This is a genomic window from Kordia sp. (assembly GCF_965224175.1).
Taxonomy (GTDB): Bacteria; Bacteroidota; Bacteroidia; order Flavobacteriales; family Flavobacteriaceae; genus Kordia.
Map to the genome: position 1 here is coordinate 2,620,096 of NZ_OZ245041.1, position 26,634 is coordinate 2,646,729.

23 protein-coding genes and 1 tRNA gene are annotated in these 26,634 nt (G+C 32.6%); 12 read left to right on the plus strand and 12 right to left on the minus strand.

The genetic code is table 11. From position 1 onward, the window contains the following. Nucleotides 1-2: 2 nt before the first annotated feature. Nucleotides 3-2,174: a S9 family peptidase gene (locus ACOQOS_RS11160; RefSeq protein ID WP_420575048.1), complete on the minus strand. Its 2,172-nt coding sequence runs from the start codon at nucleotides 2,172-2,174 to the stop codon at nucleotides 3-5. A gap of 317 nt (nucleotides 2,175-2,491) precedes the next feature. On the opposite strand from ACOQOS_RS11160, the gene ACOQOS_RS11165 reads away from it, so the two are divergent. Beyond that, entirely contained in the window at nucleotides 2,492-3,817 is a 1,326-nt protein-coding gene (locus tag ACOQOS_RS11165; protein WP_420575049.1) for a hydroxymethylglutaryl-CoA reductase, degradative, read from the plus strand. Beyond that, nucleotides 3,817-4,722 (plus strand): GYDIA family GHMP kinase, encoded by a 906-nt coding sequence (locus ACOQOS_RS11170; RefSeq protein WP_420575050.1) that lies wholly within the window; start codon nucleotides 3,817-3,819, stop codon nucleotides 4,720-4,722. Before ACOQOS_RS11165 ends, ACOQOS_RS11170 begins: the two co-directional genes overlap by 1 nt. A gap of 90 nt (nucleotides 4,723-4,812) precedes the next feature. On the opposite strand, the gene ACOQOS_RS11175 is transcribed toward ACOQOS_RS11170, so the two are convergent. The 7 genes from ACOQOS_RS11175 to ACOQOS_RS11205 form a co-directional block, all read right to left on the minus strand. Further along, a complete protein-coding gene (locus ACOQOS_RS11175; protein WP_420575051.1) occupies nucleotides 4,813-6,915 on the minus strand; it encodes a peptidylprolyl isomerase in 2,103 nt (700 codons plus the stop codon). Between the two features lie 96 nt (nucleotides 6,916-7,011). Continuing rightward, entirely contained in the window at nucleotides 7,012-8,286 is a 1,275-nt protein-coding gene (locus ACOQOS_RS11180; protein WP_420575052.1) for a hemolysin family protein, read from the minus strand. Beyond that, a complete protein-coding gene (locus ACOQOS_RS11185; protein ID WP_420575053.1) occupies nucleotides 8,287-8,487 on the minus strand; it encodes a hypothetical protein in 201 nt (66 codons plus the stop codon). Nucleotides 8,488-8,517: 30 nt separating this feature from the next. Beyond that, a complete protein-coding gene (gene lptC / locus ACOQOS_RS11190; RefSeq protein WP_420575054.1) occupies nucleotides 8,518-9,090 on the minus strand; it encodes an LPS export ABC transporter periplasmic protein LptC in 573 nt (190 codons plus the stop codon). 1 nt (nucleotide 9,091) lies between these two features. Then, on the minus strand, nucleotides 9,092-10,465 hold the full coding sequence (locus tag ACOQOS_RS11195) for a hypothetical protein (RefSeq protein WP_420575055.1): 1,374 nt from the start codon (nucleotides 10,463-10,465) through the stop codon (nucleotides 9,092-9,094). 20 nt (nucleotides 10,466-10,485) lie between these two features. Beyond that, complete coding sequence (locus ACOQOS_RS11200; protein ID WP_420575056.1) at nucleotides 10,486-11,799, minus strand: outer membrane protein transport protein; 1,314 nt, start codon at nucleotides 11,797-11,799, stop codon at nucleotides 10,486-10,488. Next, nucleotides 11,792-12,529 (minus strand): type III pantothenate kinase, encoded by a 738-nt coding sequence (locus ACOQOS_RS11205; protein ID WP_420575057.1) that lies wholly within the window; start codon nucleotides 12,527-12,529, stop codon nucleotides 11,792-11,794. The genes ACOQOS_RS11200 and ACOQOS_RS11205 overlap by 8 nt, the downstream gene beginning before the upstream one ends. Before the next feature lie 99 nt (nucleotides 12,530-12,628). Between ACOQOS_RS11205 and ACOQOS_RS11210 the strand changes: the two genes are divergently transcribed. Next, nucleotides 12,629-12,704, plus strand: a tRNA-Phe gene (locus tag ACOQOS_RS11210). A 247-nt stretch (nucleotides 12,705-12,951) separates the two neighbouring features. Here the strand turns inward: ACOQOS_RS11210 and ACOQOS_RS11215 are convergent. From ACOQOS_RS11215 to ACOQOS_RS11225, 3 genes are all read right to left on the minus strand, one after another. Continuing rightward, nucleotides 12,952-13,764 (minus strand): T9SS type A sorting domain-containing protein, encoded by an 813-nt coding sequence (locus tag ACOQOS_RS11215; protein ID WP_420575058.1) that lies wholly within the window; start codon nucleotides 13,762-13,764, stop codon nucleotides 12,952-12,954. Nucleotides 13,765-13,982: 218 nt separating this feature from the next. Next, on the minus strand, nucleotides 13,983-16,187 hold the full coding sequence (locus ACOQOS_RS11220) for an endonuclease/exonuclease/phosphatase family protein (protein ID WP_420575059.1): 2,205 nt from the start codon (nucleotides 16,185-16,187) through the stop codon (nucleotides 13,983-13,985). A 96-nt stretch (nucleotides 16,188-16,283) separates the two neighbouring features. After that, entirely contained in the window at nucleotides 16,284-17,297 is a 1,014-nt protein-coding gene (locus ACOQOS_RS11225) for a helix-turn-helix transcriptional regulator (RefSeq protein ID WP_420575060.1), read from the minus strand. 189 nt (nucleotides 17,298-17,486) lie between these two features. Between ACOQOS_RS11225 and ACOQOS_RS11230 the strand changes: the two genes are divergently transcribed. From ACOQOS_RS11230 to ACOQOS_RS11240, 3 genes are all read left to right on the plus strand, one after another. Beyond that, complete coding sequence (locus ACOQOS_RS11230) at nucleotides 17,487-18,038, plus strand: exonuclease domain-containing protein (RefSeq protein ID WP_420575061.1); 552 nt, start codon at nucleotides 17,487-17,489, stop codon at nucleotides 18,036-18,038. Nucleotides 18,039-18,220: 182 nt separating this feature from the next. Continuing rightward, nucleotides 18,221-18,517: a hypothetical protein gene (locus tag ACOQOS_RS11235; RefSeq protein ID WP_046756516.1), complete on the plus strand. Its 297-nt coding sequence runs from the start codon at nucleotides 18,221-18,223 to the stop codon at nucleotides 18,515-18,517. A gap of 546 nt (nucleotides 18,518-19,063) precedes the next feature. Beyond that, nucleotides 19,064-20,842 carry a hypothetical protein gene (locus ACOQOS_RS11240; protein WP_420575062.1) on the plus strand — a complete coding sequence of 593 codons (1,779 nt, stop codon included), beginning with the start codon at nucleotides 19,064-19,066 and terminating at the stop codon, nucleotides 20,840-20,842. A 215-nt stretch (nucleotides 20,843-21,057) separates the two neighbouring features. Here ACOQOS_RS11240 and ACOQOS_RS11245 read toward each other — a convergent pair whose 3' ends face one another. Beyond that, nucleotides 21,058-21,672, minus strand: a complete 615-nt coding sequence (locus tag ACOQOS_RS11245) for a rhodanese-like domain-containing protein (RefSeq protein ID WP_420575063.1) — start codon at nucleotides 21,670-21,672, stop codon at nucleotides 21,058-21,060. Nucleotides 21,673-21,831: 159 nt separating this feature from the next. On the opposite strand from ACOQOS_RS11245, the gene ACOQOS_RS11250 reads away from it, so the two are divergent. The 6 genes from ACOQOS_RS11250 to ACOQOS_RS11275 all read left to right on the plus strand — a co-directional run bounded on the left by ACOQOS_RS11250 (nucleotide 21,832) and on the right by ACOQOS_RS11275 (nucleotide 26,304). After that, entirely contained in the window at nucleotides 21,832-22,860 is a 1,029-nt protein-coding gene (locus ACOQOS_RS11250) for a T4 RnlA family RNA ligase (RefSeq protein WP_420575064.1), read from the plus strand. A gap of 123 nt (nucleotides 22,861-22,983) precedes the next feature. Further along, complete coding sequence (locus ACOQOS_RS11255; protein ID WP_420575065.1) at nucleotides 22,984-23,865, plus strand: AAA family ATPase; 882 nt, start codon at nucleotides 22,984-22,986, stop codon at nucleotides 23,863-23,865. Between the two features lie 10 nt (nucleotides 23,866-23,875). Then, entirely contained in the window at nucleotides 23,876-24,553 is a 678-nt protein-coding gene (locus tag ACOQOS_RS11260) for a hypothetical protein (protein ID WP_420575066.1), read from the plus strand. Next, nucleotides 24,531-24,854 carry a hypothetical protein gene (locus tag ACOQOS_RS11265; RefSeq protein WP_420575067.1) on the plus strand — a complete coding sequence of 108 codons (324 nt, stop codon included), beginning with the start codon at nucleotides 24,531-24,533 and terminating at the stop codon, nucleotides 24,852-24,854. Before ACOQOS_RS11260 ends, ACOQOS_RS11265 begins: the two co-directional genes overlap by 23 nt. Nucleotides 24,855-24,865: 11 nt before the next feature. Then, entirely contained in the window at nucleotides 24,866-25,657 is a 792-nt protein-coding gene (locus ACOQOS_RS11270) for a hypothetical protein (RefSeq protein ID WP_420575068.1), read from the plus strand. Nucleotides 25,658-25,662: 5 nt separating this feature from the next. Next, complete coding sequence (locus ACOQOS_RS11275) at nucleotides 25,663-26,304, plus strand: hypothetical protein (protein WP_420575069.1); 642 nt, start codon at nucleotides 25,663-25,665, stop codon at nucleotides 26,302-26,304. The last annotated feature ends 330 nt before the right edge of the window (nucleotides 26,305-26,634 follow it).

A 26,634-nucleotide genomic window follows, 5' to 3' on the forward strand; every position in this document is an offset into this window, starting at 1 on the left:
AATTATTTTTTGAGTAATGTATTGTCAATAAAATTTGTCATCTTCGTGTACAAGTGCAAACGTGTATAACCTCCGTATATTCCATGATTTTTATCTGGATATATCATCCAATCAAATTGTTTATTTGCTTTGATTAAAGCATCGATCATACGCATCGTATTTTGCACATGCACGTTATCATCTCCTGTTCCATGAATTAATAAATAATCACCTTTTAGTTTTTCAACATGATTTATTGGTGAGTTATCGTCGTAACCACTTGCATTTTCTTGTGGAGTTCGCATATAACGTTCAGTATAAATCGTATCGTAAAAACGCCAGCTAGTTACTGGAGCAACTGCAATTGCCATACTGAACACATCATTTCCTTTTAAGAGACAGTTACTTGACATGAATCCTCCATAACTCCATCCCCAAATTCCAATACGATCTTTGTCTACGTATGGACGTTTACCTAATTCAATCGCAGCATCTATTTGATCTTCTACTTCGTATTTCCCAAGTTCTTTGTAGGTTACTTTTTTGAAATCAGCACCTTTAAATCCTGTTCCACGTCCATCAACACACACAATAATCATTCCTTTTTGTGCTAACATTTGATACCAGTAATCATTTGCGCTATTCCATTTGTTGGCAACTTGCTGTGATCCTGGACCTGAATATTGATACATAAATACAGGATATTTCTTAGAAGCATCGAAGTTTGCTGGTTTAATCATCCAAGCATTCAAGGTATGACCTTTTGAAGTTGTTAGGGTAAAAAACTCTTTTTTAGACATGTTGTAGTTGCCTAATTTATCTTTTACACTTTTATTGTTTTTAATTTCTTTTACTAATTTACCATTCTTAGCCAAATGCAACGTATATTCATTTGGTGTCATTGCATTGTTGAACGTGTTGATGTAGTATGTAAAGTTTGCACTAAATTTTGCACTGTTAGTACCTTCTTTCGTAGAAAGTCTTTTCTTTTTCTTTCCATTTATTTTAATTGCATACACATCTCTGTTGATAGACCCATTTTCAACAGATTGATAGAATACACGATCTGATTTTTCATCATACCCGTAATATCTTGTCACTTCCCAAGGTCCTTTGGTAACTTGATTGATTAATGTTCCATCTTTTTTGTAATGGTAGATATGATTAAAACCATCTTTTTCACTTGTCCAAATGAAACTATTATCTTTTAGAAACGTTAGGTTATCTGTAATATCAACATACGCTTTGTCTGTTTCTTTGATTGCAATTGATGATTGATTGGTTGCAGCATTGTACATAATCAAATCCAACTCGTTTTGATGTCTGTTGATGACTTGTACGCTTAACACAACTGGATCATTCGTCCATTTGATTCTTGGAATGTAGAAATCTGTGTAGTTTCCTAAATTGATTTTAGAAGTTTTCTCTGCTTTTAAGTTATATAAATGTAGAGAAACATCAGCATTCTTTTCTCCTGCTTTTGGATATTTGAATACATGTTGTTGTGGATATAATTTACTTCCGTAAACATCCATAGAAAATTCTGGAACTGCTGTTTCATCAAAACGAATAAAAGCTATATGATCACTAGCGGCATTCCACTGAAACGCTCTTACAAATCCAAATTCTTCTTCATATACCCAATCTGTAACTCCGTTAATAATTTTATTCTGCACTCCATCAGTTGTAATTTGTTGTACAGCATTAGACATTAAGTCTTTTACATAGATATTATTTTCATAAACGTAAGCAACCTTTTTTCCATCAGGAGAAAAGGTTGGCTCTTGTATTTTTGTATCTGAAATTTTTGTTACTTTTTTCGAAGCGATATCGTACACATAGTAGATTCCTAGTTTTGATCTTCTAAACACTGGTTCTACTTTCGTTGCTAAGATCATTTTACTTTCATCATCACTGAAACTATATGAAGAAAATGAAGCGATTTCCGAAAGATTGCTTGCTTTTACAATCGTTTCTACTTTTTTAAGCGTTTTGTAGTCATATTTATCTACAGATCCAGTTCTTCTATTCATCACTGTATACTGCTGACCATTGTTCATAGAGTGTAAGACATCCATACCTTGCGTTCTAAACGCTCCACTCCATATTTCTTGTAATGTGATTTCTTTTTGTTGCGCCATGCTTATATTGGCTAATCCTAAAAAGACAAAAAGAAAAACATATTTTAATTTCATTCGTGTTAAGTTTTTAAAAATAAACTCGCTAAAAGCCTATTATTTTGAGTAATTATCAATTATAAGGCTGACAATATACAAATATCAAGCAAGTACCACAAAAATCAAACCTTAAATTATACCGTAGAAAAATTGATTCTTTTTTGGCATTTTTTTCAAGTCTTTTGTCTTAAATGCGCTACAAAATATTCACTTTCAGACATATTTAAAGCTGAAAACAGAATTTTCAATCTATATTTTAGTCCATTCAGAGTAAATATGTTACTATTTCATTGCGTATCTTTGCACGAAACCTAACGGATATTAAACCCTATTTTATGATTACTCCTATTACTGGATTTTCTAAACTTTCTAAAATTGAAAAGATTGAATGGCTTGCGAATACATATTTTAATGATAACGAAGCTGTTGTAGACACTTTAAAAAAGTATTGGAATTCAGACGAAAAATTACAAAAGCTACACGACGAGTTTATTGAAAATACGATTACTAATTTTTATCTTCCGCTAGGTATTGCTCCCAATTTTTTGATCAATGATACAATGTACGCTATTCCAATGGCCATTGAAGAAAGTTCGGTAGTTGCAGCTGCTAGTAAAGCGGCTAAGTTTTGGCTAGATCGTGGTGGATTTAAAACTACCGTTGTAAGCACTGAAAAAGTTGGGCAAGTTCATTTTATGTATTTCGGAGAAATCGAGAAATTACAAGCTTATTTTAATACTATTAAACCTGAATTGTTTGCAGCTACGAAGCATATTACCCAAAATATGGAAAAACGTGGCGGCGGAATTACAGATATTATACTTCGTGACAAAACAGCTGAATTGGACGGTTATTTCCAATTACACTGCACGTTTGAAACTGTAGATTCTATGGGAGCAAACTTTATCAATTCGTGTTTAGAACAGTTTGCAAAAACCTTCGAATCGTCTGCTAAGTCATTTGAAGCCTTTTCAGATACTGAAAAAGATATTCAGATTGTGATGAGTATTCTTTCTAATTACGTTCCAAATTGCCTGGTAAAAGCCGAAGTAAGTTGCTCTGTGAATCGTTTGATTGAAAGTGAATCAATTGACGCTAACGAATTTGCTGAAAAATTTGTTAGAGCTATTAAAATTGCCAAAACAGAACCATATCGTGCCGTAACACATAATAAAGGTATTATGAACGGGATTGATGCAGTTGTGCTAGCTACTGGAAATGATTTTAGAGCTATTGAAGCTGGAATTCATGCGTACGCTGCCAAAGACGGACGTTATTCTAGCTTGACACATGCCGAAGTTGTAGATGGTATTTTTAAATTTTGGATTGAAATTCCACTATCACTAGGAACTGTTGGTGGCTTAACTTCTTTGCATCCGTTGGTGAAATTGGCTTTAGAGATGTTAGGAAAACCCAATGCAAAAGAATTAATGCAAATTGTAGCTGTTGCTGGATTGGCACAAAACTTTGCCGCTGTACGTTCTTTGGTAACCACAGGAATTCAAAAAGGACATATGAAAATGCATTTGGTTAATATCTTGAATCAATTAGAAGCTACTGAAACTGAGAAAGCACATTTTATTGACTTCTTTAAAGATAAAACTGTAACACACAGTGCCGTGGTAAATGCATTTACAGCTTATAAAACGCAACATGCCTAATGGATTTTTATAGTAACGGAAAACTTTTAGTAACGGGCGAATATGTCGTTTTAGATAGCGCAAAAGCATTAGCTATTCCAACGAAATATGGACAAGCACTTTCCGTGACTCCTATTGATACGCCAAATCTTGTTTGGAAGAGTTTTGACCACAGAGATTTAATTTGGTATCAGCGTGCTTTTGAAATGAATGCGTTCACGCTACACACTTCGTACGTTGATGAAGTGAGTCAAACATTACACAATTTATTATCTGAAGCAAAGCGATTAAATCCTGATTTTTTAGCAACTAAAACTGGTTTTGAAGTACAAACCACTTTGGGTTTCCCAAGCGATTGGGGATTGGGTTCTTCCTCAACCTTAATTCATAATATTGCACTTTGGGCAAATGTAAATCCATATACACTACTTTGGAATGCTTTTAAAGGAAGTGGTTATGATATTGCTTGCGCGAAACACAACACGCCAATTATTTACGAGGTGCATCAACAGCAACCAAAAGTAACTGAGGTAGATTTTTCTCCTTCATTTAGCGATCAACTGTATTTTGTTCATTTAAACAAAAAACAAAATAGCAGAAACGCTATTGCAAATTACAACGAACGAAAAAGCACGATTGCAAATGAGATCAAAGTAATTAATGCTATTACTTCTGAAATGGTTTCGAGTTCATCTCTTGTTGATTTTGAATTACTCCTAAAAGAACACGAACAAATTATTTCAGAAATTATTCAAGAAACACCGGTAAAAGAACGTTTGTTTGGCGATTATTTTGGTCAAGTAAAGAGTTTAGGTGCTTGGGGCGGAGATTTTGCTTTGGTCACTGGAAACGACGATACAACTACTTATTTTGAAGCAAAAGGATATCATACAATTATTCCATTTGAGCAAATGATTTTATCTTAATGATAATGTATATAAAATTAAAAAGCCTGTGAAGTTAATTTCACAGGCTTTTTTATGCATTCTATTTTAGAACGCTATGTTATGATAGATCTAGTAAAAGATAGATCTGTTATCTTTAATATCAGCAGAACTTTTTAAAGCTTCAAATACAGAACTTGTTGCTTTTGTTGCTCTTTGATTTCTTAACGTATTCATTTCACTTAAATACGTTTCTTTTGCTGGTGCGATTGTTTTTTCCACTACTTCAATTTTAAATACACCACTTGTTCCAGCAATTAATCCAGATGTAGCTCCTTTGTCTAAAGCAAATGCAGCTCCAACAACTTTCTTCTCTTCTCCAGCTCCAGGAACTATTGGAGAAACCATTGATAATGATGTTGCTTGCTGTACTGTCTTTCCATTAGCTGAAGCTAAATCTGACAATGATTTACCTGCATTACTAGCTTTGATCATTTCAGCTTTCTTTTCGTTTCTTAGTTTCGTAAGTACTACTGGAGAAGCTTCTTCAACACTAGATAATCCTTCTGCATGCTTTGCTGTTAATTGAACTACGATAAATCCACCTCCAACAGTAAAACGTCTGATGTCTCCAGTTTCAGTTCCATCTTCAAATGCCCAACGAACAATTTGACGTTGATCTGCTAAACCTGCTAATCTAGAATCTAGTTCTTTGATTTTATTTACTGGATTTACTTTGTAACCATTTTCTTTTGCTACGTCTACAAATGCATTATCAGATTTTCCTGCATCTGATTCAAATTTAGATGAAGTTGTAAATAAGTCACTTAATGTTTTTTCTGTTACTTCAACTTCTTTGTTGATTGTAGCAAGTTTTATCACTTTTTGTGGATTTCTTTGCTCTTCAATTTCGATAATGTGGTATCCAAAAGGAGATTCTACAACGCCCATTGCTCCTGTTTCCTTTTCGAATACGAATTCTTTGAATGTTGGTGTTAATCCAGTTCTGTTGTTGAACCAACCTAAGTCTCCACCTTTATCTTTAGAAGTATCATCAGATATTTCTTTTGCGATATCAGCAAATTTAGATTTGTTTCTTTTTACAATAGTTAAGATACTGTCTGCTTTTGCTTTTGCTTCTTCTTTTGTAAGTTTTAAATCTGGAGCAGCTCCATTTGAACCAGCAAAGCGAATAAGAATGTGTCTACTCTTTACTGAGTCTGGCAATTCTTTTGTTTCTGTTAAGCGAGAAATCTTGTATTGATTTCCTACCTTGTATGGTCCGTATACATCACCTACTTGCATTGCCATTAAGTTTTCTGAAATATCAGCAGGCAATTCATTTTTGTAAGTAAATTTTTCTAATTCGTTAGTTTCTGTATTTGCATTAGCATATGTTGTTGCATTTTCTGCTGCTGCAAATTCAGTTTTGTATCCTTCTACTAATGCTTTCGCTTCATCTTCATCTGCTTTAGATGGCGTTTCAGGGAAGTATACATATTGAATGTCTCTTGATGCTTTTGTTTCAAATTCAGATTTGTGAGTATCAATATATTTTTGAACATCACTTTTTCTGATTTCTACTAATGAATCTGCAATAGAAGTATAAGGAACTTGTACATATCTAAACGTTACTTTGTCGTTTTCCATACGATATGCCATTTCTCCTTCTTTTACTGTAGCAATTGATCCAGCTTTTATTAGGTTGTAGTATAATGCCTTTTTAGCTTCTCTGATTGTATATTGCTCAGTTGCAATCCAGTTTTGGTACTGTGCTGCAGCTTGCTCATCAGTAGCTCTAGTCGCTTCAAGATTGTTAATGTACTCTCTTAATTTAGCCTCAACAAAAACACCAGCTTCATCTTTGAATTGTGGATCGTTTGTAATATTTGGACTTGTGATTAAAAGGTTCCACACTTCATCTTTCTCGATTGTGATTCCTAATTCGTCTAATTGCTGTGTAACTAATGCATTTCTCACCTCTTCATCCCAAATAGAGTTTACGACTTGCATCGTAGATTGACTACCTCTAGAAAGTGTCATACCATATTCTACTTGATTCTGGAATCTTTGTAAATTAATATCTTCACCATTTACAGTTCCCATCTCAGTTGGTCGCTTGTCTCCTCCGCTATTGTTGTTGAATACGTCAGAAATTACGAAAGCAAAAAGTGCTAATCCAATGATTAGGATTAAAACTAATGTACGTTGTCTAATTTTTGCAAGAATTGCCATTTATCTTCAATTTTATGAAATTCAGTGGGCGAAAATACAATTTCCTACTAAATAATAAAAGAAGAACTACGTATTAATTCGTTTATTTTAGGGATTTTAATCCTCAGAAAGTATTTGTAATTGAATCGTATCTATTTTTGTGTTAGAAACTTCAACGATTGTAAACTTTAAATTGTTTATGATGATGACCTCATCTTTTTGTGGAATTTCTTCAGTTTCACTCACAATTAAGCCTCCTATAGTTTCGTAATTTTCACTTTCAGGAAGGTTTAGCTTATAGGTTTCATTGATGTAATCAACTTCTAAACGTGCCGAGAACATGTATTCATATTCTCCTATACGTTTTTCAAGTAATTCAATAACATCATGTTCGTCTTCTATTTCTCCAAATAATTCTTCTACAATGTCTTCAACTGTAACAATACCAGAAGTTCCGCCGTATTCATCTAAAACTACAGCAATACTTTTGCGTTTTTTTGTCAATACATTTAAAACATCGTTTGCTAACATTGCTTCAGGTACAAATACTACTGGCAGCACAATACTGCGAATGGTTTTTGGTTTTTTGAAAAGTTCGAAAGAATGTACATATCCTATGATATCGTCAATTGTATTTTTGTAGACTAATACTTTAGAATATCCTGTTTCAGAGAATAATTTGGTTAGGTTTTGAGTTGTTTCTCGGAGTTCTATTGCCACAATTTCTGTGCGAGGAATCATGACTTCGCGCGTTTTTACTGCTGAGAATTCGAGCGCATTTTGAAATATTTGAATTTCAGAGTCAATATCTTCATCTTGATATCCTGCTTCTATTTGTTCCGTAATATAATCACCAAGTTCTACTTTACTAAATTCAAGTTGCACTTCGTCTCCATCGGTTTTGAAGAATTTTTTTAGCACTACATTCGATATCCACATGACAAATTCAGATATCAACCAAAATAATTGATAGAAGATATATGCAGGAAATGCTAAAAATTTAAGTAAACTATTTGCATATACTTGGAAGAATACTTTAGGTAAAAATTCTGCCGTAAAAAGAATAACTAGTGTAGAAACTATGGTTTGAAAGAGTAATTCGTATTCGGGTGTTACATATTCACTTAACCATGAAACTTGCACCAAATCTACCAATAATTTTCCCATATAAAAACCATAAATTACCATTGCTATGTTGTTACCAACTAGCATTGTTGCTATAAATTTAGATGGTTTTTGAGTAAGACGTTTCAGGATTTTCGCAAGAATTCCTTCTTGTTTTTTTTCTAATTCGATATGAATTTTATTCGCGGAAACGTACGCGATTTCCATTCCTGAGAAGAATGCAGAAAACAGTAATGCCGTTATGATAATAAGCAACTGTACTTCCATTTACTCGTCTTTTTCTTTTTTGTAGCTTTCAAATTTCTTTTCGTAATGCCTTCTAAAGAAAAACATCGCAAGTGAAACTACAGCAAATACAACAAACATGTAATCAATACTTTCACTGTTACTCCATGTTTCTATTATTTTGTAGATAGATAATACAGCTACAAAAAGGTATAGGTATTTTGTGTAATTTAAAACTTTCACAATGATTGATTTTGTTAGGTTAGGTACTTTTTATTTGTCTTTTTCATCGATAGGAATCGCACTATCAAAGATTTCGTGTCCTTGAACGATTGTAAAATCTCTGTTGAAATCAATTCCATTGGTTCCTTGTAACACCACGCCATATTCTCCGCTCATTTTGAATTCTCCTTCCGTGAAAACCCATTCTTTTTCTTGATCCCAATATAATTGTGGTGCTTCTAGTTTGTTTCCGTCATGTGTAGTTAATACTACATTTCCACGTAAATCTACTAATTTTGTGTCACTATATAAAATAGCATAATCTGAAGTTACGACACTTTTGTTGTTATTTTCATCAAAAAATTCCAGCACAATTCCTTTTGGAAATTCCATGAATGGAAACTTTTGATTGGAGTAATCTTTGTTGTAAGGACTTCTGAGCGTAGATTTTACTTTGCCAGAATCTGTATATACTAAAAACATATTTTCAGCTTCACCGACAGGAAAACGCTTGGAATAGGAAAGCTTTTGGATTTCACTATAATTGTCTTGACATGAAAAAAACATTGTCACAGCAAATGCTGTGACAATGAATTGTAAAATATGTTTTTTTTGTAATTTCATATTATAAACTTGGAACTCTTACGCTTCCACCAATCCAGCAATTTAATGGGATTGATTCTCCACCTTTGTATCCTTTACTGAAGATATCTGACTTACTTGGCGCAGACTTCATATAAGAATTTACAGTTCTACTTGCAATGCTTTTTAACGATGGATCTACTTGACCAGCTTTTCTTGCCATTTCAGCAGCTTTCCAGTATCCTGCTCTTTTTGTAAATTCATCTTTTCCACATTGGTTTACACTTGAAGCATAAAGTTGTGCAATTTTTAAGTATGCTCCACCTAATGATGGGTTGTTTTTTACTGCTTCTAAGTAGTACTTTCTAGCTTTTCCTTTTTGACCTCTTTTCTTTGCTTTGTTAGCAATGTTGTATAATAACTTTCCTTTTTTGTAAGGATCAGTTTCCATACTTAGAGACTGCGTTAAGTATTCTTCAGCTTTTCTTGAATCTCCTTTTCTTTCATAGATTCCAGATAAGTATCTTTTTGAGTTTGCAGATGGCTCTAAAGCATCAACAGCTTCTACCAATTCTACGAATAATGGATCTTCATCACAACCTTTAGCATCTAATCTTCCTGCAGCTCTTTTTAACCAAAGTGCGTTGCTTCTGTTAGCATCAAAGTTCTTTCTGAATAATGGAATTAAAGTTTCACAAGTAGATACTTTTTCAATTAACGACTCCATGTTTCCAGAGAAAATTGCGATTGCTTTTATATTTGTATCTGCAATTACTTCTTTTCTTGCCTCTTTAGATGTCAATTCTTGACCTGCATCTTTTTTAGCAATTAACTCATTTTTGATTTTTGCTAATCTTTCGCTTTCAGACTCAAACTTTTCGTTTAATTCTTCGTACTTCTGAATTAAGTTTTCCAACTGTACACCTTGATTTCCATCTTTGTACATGTTGTAGTATAGTTCAAAATACTGGTATAAAGATTTAGGATTTTTAAAGTTCTTTAAATCTGTTTTAAAAGCTTCATCAAATGTGTCATACTGTGCTTTAGCAGTACCAATTTTATAGTCAACCATTGTTGTTGCTATTTTCCCAAGGATATCTCCTTTTTTCGTTTTTGCAGGAACATTAGCAATTCTGTCTTTATAAAGTTGAATTAATTCTTCAGCCGCAGCTTTTTTATCTGTACCTTTTTTTATTTTGTTCTTATAGATTCTTTCTCCATAAGCATATAATGCTGAACTGATCGTTGGACAATCTTTTCTCAGTTCATTTAATTGTGTTTCTGCTTCTCCGTAGTTTTTGGCTTTTGCATTTTCAGCAAAAAGGGACAACTTTGTCTTACAATCTTGAGCGTTTAAAGTTGTGAAGCTCGTCATCGCAAACAATCCTGCAACCAATAATGTAATAGTCTTCTTCATTTCTTTAATTATTTTATCGTTTAGTTATATTTCCTTTTTATAAACCATTTATCGTTTAGTGATAAACTTACGTGGAAGTTTACATAATTTTCTTTGATCAACCCTGAGTTTACTGTTCCTCTTTTTCCGAACTCAAATCCAAGATTTATATTTGATAATGATCGTCCCACTGGTAGTCCTACTCCAAAAGACATGCCAAAGTCATTTATGCTTTCGTTACGCACCATGATTCCTGTGTTCTCATAACGAACACCAGCTCTATATGTTACTCTTTCCCAGTAACTTGTAAATGAGTTGTATTTAGGAATATAAAATCCTCCAACAGACACTTTTGAACCATTATCATAATTTACATTTTCAATAGTTGTTAATCCATTTCCGAAATCACTATTGTTTTGAAGCGTATATTCTGCTCCTGCAAACCATTTATTTTTTTCTCCTAAACCTGCTCCGAACGCTATTTTTGTCGGTAAAGTAAGCTCAGTTTTTCTTCTACTTCCTAAATCAATTTCATCAACTTGTTCTGGGCTTATAATTTCTCCACCATTTCCTGTGATGTTTAAGACTGATAGTTGACGTGTGTTTTCTGAAGTAATATCTGATTTTGGAGAAAACGTAAGTGAAGTTGTTAATGAAAGCTTGTCATTAAATTCTGTTTGATAGTAAGCTCCGATATTGTAATTGATTCCACTTAACTTCGATTCGTCTTTTGAACGTGTTCCGTAGTTTAGCGTTCTTACAAACTCACCATCATCATTTAATTCTCCTAAAAATTCTGTGTTTTGATTTTTGATGTTTCCAAAATTGTAGTTCACTGTAGCTCCTACAGAGAATTCTTTTGAAATTTTGTATCCTAGAGAAAGAAAAACAGAGTTTAATCCTCCTTCTCCTTCATATTGTGCAAATTTATTTGGCGCAGATGCAATTCCTGATTCACCAATTCCTTCAAAATTGTATCCTACAGAACTGAATGGAACTAAACCGAATCCAACTCCCATTTTTTGTCCAATTGGAAAACCAACTGCTAAATACTCTAAGGCAGTAGAAGATCCTTTATCTGTTCCTGCATCACTTTCCAACTTTAACTGACTGTAACTTGCTCCTAACGTATACGTAGTAAACTTTAAGTTACCAAATGCCGCTGGATTTTGTAGATTTAAGTGAATACTATCTGAATAGATACTCATCCCTGCCATACTTCTATTCTCTGTTGTCCCTTTGAACTTTAAATCTCCAATTCCTAAGAACGAATATGGGGAAGCTGTTCCTTGCTGTGCAATACTAACTTGGCAGATAAACAACAAAATTGATAATCCTAAAAACTTTCTAATCATTATATCTATTATATTCTAAAACATTATTCAATCCTTGTAACAAGAATTTTGAATTCGCAAATATGGTATTTTTTAACCTTTTAGCCAAGAAATTAGCGTCGCCGCCTGTTAAAATAACTGTTAAATGTTCAAATTGTTCTTTATATCGACCAATTATTCCATCGATTTCAGTAATTGTTCCAAGAGTTACGCCCGAATGAATTGCGCTTTCTGTGGAATTACCGATATAGTTTTCAGGCATTTCCGGTTTTAATAATGGAAGGTTTGCTGTTAATAGATTTAATGTTTTATATCGAAGTTGTATTCCTGGAGAAATTCCGCCTCCTAAATAAATTTCTTCATGTGTTTTAAAATCGTAAGTAATACAAGTTCCTGCATCTATGACAAGTACATTTTGCTTTGGGTATTGTACAACAGCAGCAACCATGAGTGCAATTCTATCTACACCTAATGTTTCTGGAGTTGCATAATTGTTTTGAAACGGGACAGGAGTTTTGTGTGTTAGCTTATGAACTTCTATTTCTAAATTTGCCAAAAATTGTTTTGTATCATCACTCAGCTTTGTTACCGACGAAGTGATCATTTTATTAATTTCTGCATACTCTTTTAAAATTTTTAAAATTTTTTTTTGAAATAGTTCTTTTTTAAAACTTTCATGCGACAGCATTTTATCTTCTTGAAAAACAGCTACTTTTACATAAGTATTTCCTGCATCTACAATTAAATTCATTGTTTGTTTTTAGAGATTGCTAATTTAAGAAACGTTTTTTTTGCAAAATAGTTTTGTCAAGTTTAAAAAACGCTTATATTTGCATCCGCATTTGCGACTGGTGCCTTAGCTCAGTTGGTAGAGCAAAGGACTGAAAATCCTTGTGTCCCTGGTTCGATTCCTGGAGGCACCACCAGAAAAACCCGATCAAATTTGATCGGGTTTTTTGTTTTATATCTTATCATTTACCATTCCTTTAGTCATCGTATTTGTAAATAAACGATCATCACCAATCACGTGATTGTACACAACACTCATTTTAGCCTCTAATTATCGTTTTTAGACAACTTTTAAAGCTTTTTAAAGGTTAGCTCCAACTCAACAAAAAAAGCGTCACTCTTTCGAATGACGCTTTTTATTACGTTATTGAATTATAAATTCAATTATTCTTTGATAAGCTTTACCGTTTTTGATCCTGATGTCGCTTTTATTTTTGCAAAGTATATTCCTGTTGGTAAACTTGTCATGTCAATAGTTTCCAAGTTTGATGTTTTGTTTAATACACGTTGTCCGTTAAGGTTAGTAACCTCAACAGCTTCAATGTCAGCAACTCCAGTAATTGTAGCTACATTTTTCACAGGATTTGGAAAAACGTTCACACCAGTTAATTCTACTTCTGATGTGCTTAATGTAGCTAAGTTAAAACTACTTGTTCCTGAAACAGCAGCAGCATTTGGATCTACTACGTTTACAAATTCAGCCATTCCATTATCAATCATATCAGCTTGCATGAACGATTTTAATGCCGTTATTGCAGTTGCTAAAGCTGAATTATTTTCTAAGATATAAATAGTTCCAGATGTAGGACTTCCATCAACAGTGAATGTAAGAACATCACTATTCATAGCTGCAGAAGGAGCTGGTAATGCTACTGGACTTCCTAAAGTTTCAGTAACTAAATACCCATCAATAGCAGCTTGCCCTATAGCACTTCCGTCAAAGTAGTTCAAAGAGGCAGTTCCTCCTAAAGAAGAATTTGAAGTAATAGTTATACCATCAGGTACAACAAGAGTAAATCCGTAACTCTGTACAGATGTAGCAAAGTTGTTTGCACTTGCGTTTGGCACAGCTTGTACAGAGAAACTGTATCCTCCATTGTGCTGCAATGTGTAGGTGTAACCATCTTGAGCAGATACCTTATTAGCAAATAATGCAAAAGTTGCACATAGTAAAAAGATAAAAGTAGTTTTTTTCATGTCGATTTGTTTGATAAATTAGTTTTAATTCCCTGGTAATTGTTAAATGTGATAAGCAGCAAAGTTAAAAAAAAATCCTGTATGTGCTAACATATTTAACAATATTAAACACCTTAAATATCAGGTAGTTAACAAAACTTAACCTTTTACAAAAACCAAAATTAGATGTTTTCCTCAGATGCTTATAAAATAATGATTACTACAAATTTTTAAAATTATTATTCATGCTCAGGTAATTGCTCCTGAATTTGATATGTGCTAAAATTCAGAAAATTGCCCGGATGTGCCAATACATTTTGTAAAATAAAAGGTGTATCAGGAATCGTTCCTGTATACTGGATGTTTCCATCCATGTTGACATCGTTTTTGTGATAACTAGAAATTGTATAAGTTGGAAAGTTTAAAAAGTTACCTACATCATTCAATACAGTACTTAAAATTGTTGGTGCATCTGGATTGGTTCCAGAATATTGAATAATGCTATCATCATTTACATTTCCTGCCCACATTGCATGTCTTCCAGAAGGAATTCCAGAAGTCGTTTGCGGATTATTCCCATAACTTATAAAGTTTGAATCGAGCGAAAAATCGATAGAAACTACACTACTTGATAAGTCAACTTCACCTATTGTCATAACTCCCAAATGATTTCTATGACGAACAGCCACATAATAACTAGCTGGCGGCACGTTTAATTTTAGCGTTGTAGAAATCCCATCAATATCAACAATATCTCCGTCACGTTGCAATAATGCAGAGCGTCCGTATTTGACCAAAGTATTATCGGAAGCATCTCGTAATTCTACATACAACCAATCTACAATATCATTGTTTTCAGCACCAATATTTGCATTAAAAACAGCAGCTTCGCAGGTTAAAGCATCTGCATAAGGAGATGTTGTTGGCAATAAGTTATTACGGCGTAAGTCGTCTCGCATTAATTGTTCTTCACCTATGTACGGATTGATTGCTGCACCTTGTAAATATACTATTGGCGAAACAGTAGCGGTTTTAATTGAAAAATCTGTGACAACTGGAAAATGATCGGAAGCAGTTCCTGTGTCTGATTGTTGCAAATTATATGATGTTAATCGGGCTGCAGACATCAATTCTGTTTGTAATACGAATGATTTTTCTGCTTTAAGCGTAAAGTCTGAAAACAATATAAAGTCTAATTTTCCTGGAGGAAATGCTTGCGAATCTGAACGCCAAGTATAATTCATACGTACATCAGCTTGTAAACAATTTTCTTCTTTTACTTCCGTATTATCCCAATCTAAAAATCCGCCTGGTCCATACGTTGCAGTATCTTGAATATCTCCTGTTTTTAAGGTTTCTAGTTGTTGTGCAAATCCTACTAAATTTAAATCGCCTCCATATACAAAAGGTGTATTTTCTGGAAGTGTTACCAATCCTCCGGGAGTTTTAGCATCCAAAATAAAAGCTGCATATTGATCTACTTGATCTTGTCGAGATGTATCAGCTCCACAACAACTTAAATGTGCATTGGTAAATAGCAAATCTGTATGATATATAGTGTCTGGAAGATTAATTAAGACAGGAAATTGACGTGTTAAATGATCCCATTGTTGTGTAATTTCCCAACGAGAAACCGTCACTTCTCCTCCATGTTTTTTTACATACCAGCCATCAACTGTTCCCAAAGGTAACCAAGTATCAAACAATCCTTTTACATAAGTTTCAGAAGTTCCTGCACTTTCAATAAAACCTACAATATCTGGCTGTAACGATTTTATAATTCGTTCAAAATCATCCAAACGATTCGCATCTAGCAAACCATCCAATAACGTATTATAAGCGACAATTCTAATATGTTCTGCTGTACCTTTATTGATATCTATTGGCACATAAGCTGGCACAGGTGTTTCATCAAAAGTATAGCTAAATACATTGCCTACATTAGGAAGTTTATCAAAATTGTCATCATTCTTGATTAATATTTTAATGGTTGATGATGGAAACAAAGGATTCACACCATCAGGAAGTACATGACGACCAATCGCTATTTCAAATTCATCTGAAGTTACGGTTGGTGCTACTCTGAGTTTTAAGTCTGAAAAACTTACTTGTGAATATGGTGTTACGTTATAATGTGCGTACAATCGTGAGAATAATAGTCCTAACTCAGAACCATATCCTTGTTGAATATCAAATCCAGTATTTGTATCATTATCTGTATCAATAAAAAGTCCTAATTCTTGCATGATGGTATCATCCGTTAAATCAAACTCTTGATTGGCTTTAATTTTAATGAACAGAAATTCATCATCGTTTGTGACTTGAAGTTCTAATAAATCAACTCCATTAATACTTTCACTTGTATCAGTATAAGTCGCTAATCCTGAATTCCAATCATCAAAAACACCATCAATAGTAATGGCAGCTGATTGAGAATGCATCATATATAAATTCAGTAAAAAAAGGGCAAAAATGTATCTTAATTTCATTCGGAAATGTGCTTAATATTATTCTCTAAAAAAATCGGCGCTAAGATAAAATTAATCCGCATACTTACTTGCCGCTGCAGTTAACTTCTTTCGAATACGTTTACGTAACACCTTGGGTTCTAAAACTTCAATAGATTCTCCAAAACCAAGAATCATACGTTCCAATTCGTAATTGATATGAACGTTCAATTTAATGGTAATGCTTCCATCTTCATGCGCACCTATGATTTCCTGTGTATTGTGAAAAGGTTTCGTAATCACATACGGTGCATTGTCTTTTTCTATTTTCAGAATGATTTCCTGAATGTGTTTTTCAGCCAATACCGTAACTCCAATTGTATTTTTATAATACTCGTCACCATTAAAGTTTTCATTTCTATACGGAATATCCAAATCATAATCTACATTGAGAATTCTATCTAAAGCAAATGTTATAATCTGTGGTTTACTTCCTGCAACACCAACTAAAAACCAGCGATTGTTGTATTCTTTCAAGATAAACGGGTGAAAAATAACTTCGGAAGCTTGACGTGCTTTAAACGATCTGTAAGTTAAGCGCAGTACGATTTTCTTTAAAATAGCTTGATACAATAAATCTAAATGTTGCAAACCTTTTAAGTTTTCATTTTTGTCTAAATGAATAATGGAAGCTTGATGTGTTTTTTCTGTATACACTTTATCCTCCAAACGTTGTATGATGCCGCCTAATTCTGAAAATAACGAGAAATCTTTGAATTGTTTCAACATTTCTACGGTTTCCGAAAGCACATTCATATCATTTTCGGTGAGCGGAATATCTGTAATTGAATAATCTTCATCTTCGTATTTGTAAAACTTACGATCGTATACAACAATAGGTGCATTATACCCTAATTTATCACTTCGCATCATTTGAATATCCAATTGAACCGTTCTACGACTTACATTAATTTCACGTCCTTCATATTCATGTAATGTATCTGAACATGCTTCAATCAAATCATTTAATGTCCATTGACGATATTTGTTTTGCAAGCATTTATCAATCGTTTTATAGCGAATAAGTGCATTCTTATTAATTGCCATGTGCTTTTTTTATTTGCTGTGAAAATAGAAAAAATTTATGAAGTGCGTAAAAAGATTGCGTACATAAATAACATTCTTTGCACAAGTTCTTTACATACATATTGTGCGTCGGCTTTCATCTGTCAACAGTAAACTTAAGATCTCACTTTCTGTGAGATGAATTAAATTATCATTAAAATCATTTAAAAGATGAAAACAACAAACAAAATCCTAGTGGTAGATTTAGAAGCTACTTGCTGGAAAAAAGATGGCGAATATCAACGGAATCACAGTGAGATTATCGAAATTGGTATTTGCGAATTGGATGTTCCTTCTGGGGAAATTTCCAATCAACAAGGAATTCTAGTAATTCCAGAACATTCCGAAATCAGTCGATTTTGCACAGAACTCACATCAATTACACCCGAAATGGTAGCGCAAGACGGCGTTTCATTTGAAGATGCGATTGATATACTTTTTGACGAGTACGATTCGTCTGCATACACTTGGGCAAGTTATGGCGCTTATGACCGTAACAAAGTCATGGAAGAATGCAGAAAAAAACATGTCGATTTTCCTTTTGGAGATCAGCACATAAATGTCAAAGAAGAGTTTAGACGTTGCAACGGAATGCGACGAGCTATTGGAATGGCACGTGCATTAAAACAACTCCGAATTCCTTTAGAAGGAAGACATCACCGAGGCGTTGATGATGCTAACAACACCGCAAAAATCTTACATTGGTGTTTAAATAATCAGTAAGATATATTTTTTTGATTAGCCAATTGGCTAATTTTTTTTGCTCTAAATTGAATACTACGTAAAAAGATTGCGCAGTTCTTCACTTCTTTTACCAAAGTTCATTGAAATACTTTTGAAACTGGTTTGTAAAAAGATATGTGTGACAATAATGGCACATATAACTTTTTTTAAAAACTAATATTATGAATTGGAAAATTCAAAAACTACTCGATGGAGAAACCATCATTTCAAAAGAACCTGGTAATTCTATGTTACCACTTTTAAAATCAAAGCAACCTGTAAAGTTGCAACCTATTTCTTGGGAAGATTGTGAAGTTGGTGATATTGTCTTTTGTAAAGTTCGCGGAAATGTATTTACACATTTAGTGAAAGGAAAAAATGAAAGACGCGGATTGTTGATTGGAAACAATCATGGAAGAATTAACGGATGGACAAAAAATGTATATGGAAAAGTAATAGAGATATTACCAATGTCATAGACATTCTTCACTAAACAAAATTACATTACTTATATAATCAAACATTTGACAACAAATTCCGTTGTCTTTTTTTTATTTATAAACAACTAAAAAAAAGACACTTACACTCATTTTAAGTCTAAAAAAATAAAATAATTTAACTACGCAAAATAATTGCGTAGTTCTAAAAAACATTTGTACTGTCGTTAGTAATAAAACACATACGACATACGATCTAAAGTAACATATTGAAACAATATAAAAACAAAACTGACACAGAAAGTTCCTATTACTATCCTTAAAAGATACTTTCCGTTAGTTCTTTAAAAGAGACACAAAGAGTTCCTATACTATCGGTTCGATTCCGATGCTCGAAAGAGTTCATGGTTCGAAAATACTCTCCGTCTTTTTAAAATAGGTAAAAGGTGTTCCTATACACATTCATTCAAAGAAAGCATACACCTCACTTATTATTTTTTAAAATGAAATGAGTCAAAACTATATTTCAATGAAATGAGTTGGTTATTGACGAATCGCATCTGATAGAAATAATTAAAAAACGAACAGATGAAAACATTAAAACTATTTAACGCTGTAATAGCGAAAGAAAAAACTTCAAGTATTTTTGGTGAAACCATATACAACAAACCATTCATTACGGATGAAGGTTACATTATTGAAGAAAAAGCCGTTTGGGCAAAGAAAAAAATCATTCAATTTTACAAACAAGAAAAGTTAAATGGTAATGATTTAAATAAAACATTTCATAAATCGTGGAGTACGATTAAAAATAGTTCTCGTAGTAAACTATTAATCGAACAAATCAAGCATTATATTTCTACATATGGTAGTAATTTCCAAGCTGAAATTTATATTCCTGCGGAAGTGTTAAACCTTCCAGATGTGAAACTATCATATAAAGTTATTAAAGCATATACCATTGCTGAAATGCAAGAAAAATGCTTGTCGTTGTTACAATCTGGTATTGCATTGACTTCAGATACTATTGATGATCTTATCTCCATCTTAGCAGATGAATTACAATACACATTTACAGGTAAAGAAAACATCAAAAACAAAGAAGCTATCGTAAAATTAGCAGAGTATTATGATATCTATCCTGAAAATGCAGTAGAATTTTTCAGATATATCATTTACAGAAGTACAGATACTACTTTGCTAATTAAAAATGATGAATTGATCGAATTGATTAAAAACAGCTCGTACAATCCAACACAGGCATTCAACAAATTTGGTTTAGAGAAGTTGGCTGAAATTTTCAACCGTTTCAAGCCGTTGTTTTTAGCTTATAAAGGAAAAGCTCCAAAAACAATCAATAAGATTAGTAAGCTTTCAAAAAAGCATCACAAACCAATGGTTTCAAATCCATTAAACAATGTGACAAACATTTATTTAACGACAAATGACACACATTGGTTAGACAATGCAACACCTTTTGCTTTATTCAAATCACTATCAGCGTGTTACAGTCGTATGAATGGTCAAAATACGTTTGCATATAGAATTCGTAATGGTAAATCGTGGGTAAAATCGAATCCAGTTACTGCGGCAAGTGCATACAACTACACGATGATTTTGGAATACCTAAAGACGCGTTTTAATCTATCTGGTCAAAAAATATTTCTACCAGAAGATATAAAATATGCATTACCAACTTCTGAAAAAGTGTATGTTGGTAACATTCCAACAGGCACACGTTTTTACGGTAAAAAAATGGCTGTTGGTATTTACTGGAAGAATGATTGGGGTGCAAGAGATCTAGATGTATCTGGTTTAAATATTGGTGGTAAAATTGGTTGGAACGCAACTTACAACCAGCAAAATGGTAACCTAATGTACTCAGGTGATATTACATCTGCGCCAAATGGTGCAGCAGAATACTTGTACGCTAACAAAGGTTTAAATATGCCAACATTGATTAATAATAATGTATACTCAGGTAGCGCTACTTGCGAATACAAAATCATTATTGGTAAAGGTGATTCTATCAATTATGATTACATGATGAACCCAAACAATTTATTTGCTGAAATAAAATGTACATCGGTACAATGGCAAACTATTTTAGGTATGATGATTCCAAAAAAAGATAAGCAATGCTTTGTATTGCTAAACTTTGGTGCTGGTAATGCACGTGTTTCTGGTAATTCAGAAATCTCAAACTTGGCAACAAAAGCCTTATACCAACAATGGAATAAACCATTGTCGTTCAACAAAATCGTACAAATTTTGGGTGCAGAAATTGTGACAGAAAAGGAACAAGCAAACTTTGATTTTTCTCTGGAAAACCTAGAAAAAGATAGTTTCTTAAAACCTTTTAAATAATTTGAGCGTAACCACAAAAGCACACTTCGATTCCACTCAGTGTGTTATTGTGGTCGCGTCTTCGTTACTCGCTTTTAAAAAGAGCTCAAACAAACCACTCAACCGCTTACGCAAAATCAACTACCTTAAAGCAAATCACGAGATATATAAAAGGAACTCATGTAACATAACAAGGTAAGCCGCAAAATATATAAATCTCGATTATCGAGCAAAGACTATTTCTTAGGGATACTAGTTCCTTCAAACTGAATATACGAAGTATCCATTCCTGACTTCAACACATCAGTTACGTCATTCAATTCATATACATTTTTATAGCCATAACCATACAAGTTAATATACGTTGGTATATTCAGTGCCAACATTAACGGCTGATTGTTTTTTGGGATTCTTATCTTTGAAGCAAAATGAATCGGATCGTTTTGAATATTATTATTACAATAAATCAAGATTTTAGTTTCTGGATTTGGAATTACGCGCATTAAATTTTGTTGTGTAAACTTGGTAAAAGGTAAATTAACTGCGCCTTTTATATGACTTCTTTCATACAAATCTTCGGCTCTAGCATCTAAAATCATAACATCTTCAGCTTCACTCATCTTTACAAATGTTTCCAAATCTACCATACGTGCTTCTCGATGTTTCTCTACTTTATGTACCAAATTTTTATAATCATCAAAATTCACCAAGGGTTTGCTAGAATCAGAAGCATTAAATGTTTGTGTAAAATTTTCAATGCGTTCCAATGTATCATTTGTAGTAACTGCTTCTTGTGCAATGACACTGCACATAACAATCATTCCTAAAAAAATAAAAGTGGAAGTTTTCATAATTTCTAATTTTAACCAAAACTACACATTCACAACACTTTATAAAATCTCCAATGAGCAAACCAGCCATATGAATTAGTTAAATATAACTTTCATTTTAACTGCGCATAAATATTGCGTAGTAAAGTTTCAAATTTGTACTATAATTAAAAAGCAAAAATGAAAACAAGTGTAGTACATATCGAAAAATTAAAGCAAGCGATGACTGATGGTTACATTCATAACTGTAAACATCCAACAGCAAATCTTTGGATATATAACTATACACAGTCTGCACAATATGCGCAATACTGGACCAAAGAAACGTTACAATGCAGAGGATTAATTTTGGACGAAAACTACAATATTGTAGCGTCTCCAATTCAGAAATTTTTCAACATTGAAGAAATCGGATATGACAAATTACCAAACATTCCATTTCAGGTTTTTGAAAAAATGGATGGTTCTTTAGGAATTTTATATTGGTTAGAAAACACACCATACATTGCAACCAGAGGTTCATTCACAAGCAAACAAGCTGTAAAAGCAACTGAAATATTACATTCAAAATACACAAATACTTTTGACAAATTAGACCGAAGCAAAACCTATGTATTTGAAATTATTTATCCAGAAAATAGAATTATTGTAGATTACGGTTCAGAAGAAAAATTAGTCTTACTCGCAATTATAGATACGAAAAGCGGAAAGAATGAAACATTGCAAGACCTTGGTTTTCCTCTTCCAACACGTTATGATTTTACTTCATTACAAGAATTAAAAAACCTAAACTGGAAAAATCAAGAAGGTTTTGTGATTCAATATGAAAATGGTTTCCGTGTAAAAATTAAGTTTGAAGATTATATTGAATTGCATAAAATTGTAACGCAAGTTTCATCATTAACCATTTGGGAAACCTTAAAAACAGAAGGAACTTTAGCGCAATGGATTGAAAATGTACCTGACGAATTTTACAATTGGGTACGGAAAGTAGAAGCAGATTTGTATGCTGATTTTAGCAAAATTGAAAACATCGCGAAAGCAGAATATAAAGAAATGAGCACAGATAGTGAAACGGCTACATACTTTAAAACCTGTCAATATCCAGCGATATTATTTGCGATGAAAAACAAAAAAAAGTACGATCAAATTATTTGGAAATACATTCGTCCAGCTTTCGAAAAAGCATTTTCAAATGAGTTTAATTGAACTGTAAAAAAGAAGTTTTGATGATAATAATTATTGTCACTTCGAGCATTATCGTAGATACCGAGCCTAGCTCATGAGAAGCTAAAAAACGTTTCTATTTTTATTATTTAAAGAAAAAATATTATGAAAAAAATAATCATACTCAAAGGAATTCCTGCATCAGGAAAATCAACATACGCTAAAAAACTCATTGCTGATAGTCCAGGAATGTACAAACGTATCAATCGCGATAGCTTGCGTGCTATGTTAGATAACGGACATTTCTCCAAAGGAAACGAAAAATTTATCAAAAGAACACGCGATTTCCTGATTAAAGAAGCACTAATCCATGGAAAACATGTCATTGTCGATGATACAAACCTAGATCCTTCTAACTTAGAACGCATTCAACAAATTGCCAAAGAATACCGAGAAGAAACAGGACATCAAGTAAAAGTAGAAGAAAAAATTATGGAAATTGATGTCGATGAAGCCATCTTACGAGATGCAAAACGTGAAAATCCTGTAGGAAGAGAAGTCATTCTAAAAATGCACAAAAAATTACATGGAGAAAAAAGGTTGAAAAATGAAATTAGAGAACAAGATGCTTCACTACCAAAAGCAATCATTTGTGATTTGGACGGAACGTTATCATTAATCAATAACAGAAGTCCGTTTGAAGGCAACAAATGTGAGCAAGATTTACCGAACATTCCTATCATGAATTTGGTGAGAAACTATAAAAATCTAGGTTTCAAAATCTTGTTGCTTTCAGGTAGAAGTGGTCAATATCAACCAGAAACAGAACGTTGGCTTGAAAAATTTGAAGTTGAATATGATGCATTGTGGATGCGAAAAGCAAAAGACAACCGAAAAGATTCCATCATCAAAGAAGAATTATTTACAGAAAACATTGAAAACAATTATTACATAGAATTTGTACTAGATGACAGAAACCAAGTAGTCGATTTATGGAGACAAAAATTACAACTTCCTTGTTTACAGGTATTTTACGGAAACTTTTAACACAAACAGCATGTTGCCTACATATCAAATATTTGGTTCAAAGAGTTCGCAAGACGTAGACGTTTGCTTTTTTGTTGATAGTTTAGATGGAATCAGAGGAAATCATGAAGTTGTAAAAATGTATACGCAACAAGTTAAATTCAACACTTCAAAACCTATCAATGGAAACTTAGCAATTCTAAAAAATGGTATTATCATAGAGAATTTTAAAGGCAGCGCTGACGAACTCAACAACGCATTATTCACAACGTACAATTTACACGATCAAGTATATAAAAACCATATACAACAATTGGTTGCTAGAGATGTAACATCTCGAATTGTACGCTGTGCGCGTTCGTTAGTTGCTAGTTTCACAAGAACAGATCTCCGTGTAGCATCAAAAGTAGCATTGCGTGCAGATGTTGCTACACAAATTGATTTTTTAGACACGATTGAACTCAAAAACTATACTGATTTTGGCAAACATGGTTCAGTCATAGAAATTTATAAATCGATGGCGTTTCAATTAGGAATGACAATTGCTTTAATGAATGATATCGAATTATATACAAAAGAAGAAATCATAGCAACATTTCCAGAATTGGAGCACTACATATTGCGAAAAGAACAAAATTCGGAAGTATTGCAAAAGCATTTAAAATTATTCATAACGATGGTGAAAAATGACATACAAAGACATCATTAAAAATGAACTATACAAAAAGCATTGGGAAATCATATTAATAGATAATCGAAGTGTTTGGTGGGAAGAAGAACATTGGAAAATACAATGGAAACACACCAATGGGATGATACTGTTTATTCAATTTTTTATAGATCCAATGTGTGATAAAATGATGAATCATATTGAAGCCAGATTGACTTTAGATGATTATGAATCTGAAATAGCTTCTTTATACATGTCTAGAGGAAAATTCAATATAAAACTAAATGCATTCATAGAAAAAATTGAAAATTATAGAAGAACCAACAAAATCAAGAAATAAGATTCCTAATCATGAAACCAAGTCTAACAAAAATTGACAATTTTCCATATCGGTATTTTCAGTATGGTTCTAAAAGTTCCACGGATGTTGATGTTATCATTGTATTGCCAAAAGCAGCAATGCCCGCAACACAAGAAGAACGCAAACGAAAATTGAAACAACTCAAAACTGATTTTCAACTAAATTGGAATGCAATTTTTGTAGTAATTGAAGATGGAATTTTAGTCGATACCATTTACACAAAATCTTGGGTAGATTCGTTAAACAATGCTTTTTATCATACACACAAATATCATGAGCAATTGTTTGAAATTCCAGTAACAAGAACGATCAAACGAAACAAAACTTTGGCAATTTACAAAGCAGTTCGTACTATTTTAACAATGCTAACACGAACGCATTTACGACCAAAAGTCAGACCAATTATTAGAGGAATTCATCCGTTTCAATTAAAGCTAGATATATTACAAACCATTGATTTTTCAGAAATTGAAACCTTCCATCAAAAAAATACACCAGATGCTGATGCTTGGAAAATAATTGCATTTTATATGATGCAAAATGAATTACTCATCACTCAAAATATAGAAGTATATTCAAAAGAAGAAATACTAAAACATGTTCCAGCTATTGCTGATTTTATTCTCAGGAAAGAAATCACACAAGAAGCCAAAAACACATTAACAAAACTCAAAAACAATTGGTTGGAAACCATTAAAAACTTTGGAGAATTTACTTCATCAGAAAATATACTTTCATGTAATAATGAACGTGTAGATATGGTAAAAGAAATAGCTCTTTAAAAGCAATGAATACTATTAATCTAGAATATTATCACAGTCGATATGGCTTACTAACAAATGCAGGTGATTTATGGAAAAATCATACTACATTTCGTCATGGTCCTAATATTCAACAAGCAGCGGACAGTCAATATCTAAAAAGAAACGAAAAAACGTTCTATGAGTTTATAATTGATGGAAAGCCGTTATCTATACTATTAGATCGTCACTTTAAAAACAAAACTCCAGTAACTTTTAATTGGGTTTCTGCGCTAGGTTTAATGGCAAAACAATATCAATTCATTTTCATTAAACAATTATTAAATGCTACCATTTGCAAAAACGAATTGATGAAATATTTTGAATATGACACTGAATTTTTAGATCAATATTTACATGAAATACAATCAGAACCTAGAATTTTACTATATCGTTGTCATTGTATGGAAGAATATTGCGGTGGTTATTTTATAACGATTCGCGAAACAGAAAAAACCATTATTTGGGAGTTTGACAAACATTCACACGAATTTCACAATTACAGAAAAGAAATTATGGATAAAAACAAGTACGTTTCTAATCTAAAATTTGAATTCAACAAAAAGGCATATCATAAACTATTCAATACATATTTAGAAGAAAAAGTATTTCTAAAAAAAGTAGCATAGAAATTAACAATTGTGAAAAGTTGTCAAAAATAAAAATTTATAAGCGTACTATTTTAATAAATAACGTGAGTTTAATGTAAAAAATTTAGTTTGATACTCTGCTTTTCCGCAGTATAGTAGGGATTTTTCGTTAAAAATTTTTGAAGCCTTGGAAAAAATTTAGAAAAATTCATGCGGTTTTAGTTTTTCCCTAAAAGAAAAACTAAAAATACCTCTGGAAAAGTTCCCTTTCTTTTGTTTCTTTTCTTTGGGTAAGCAAAGAAAACGAAAATAAAAAACTAAAAACATTTCGAGACATGTAATATGTATAAATTAATTTTTTTATATCAA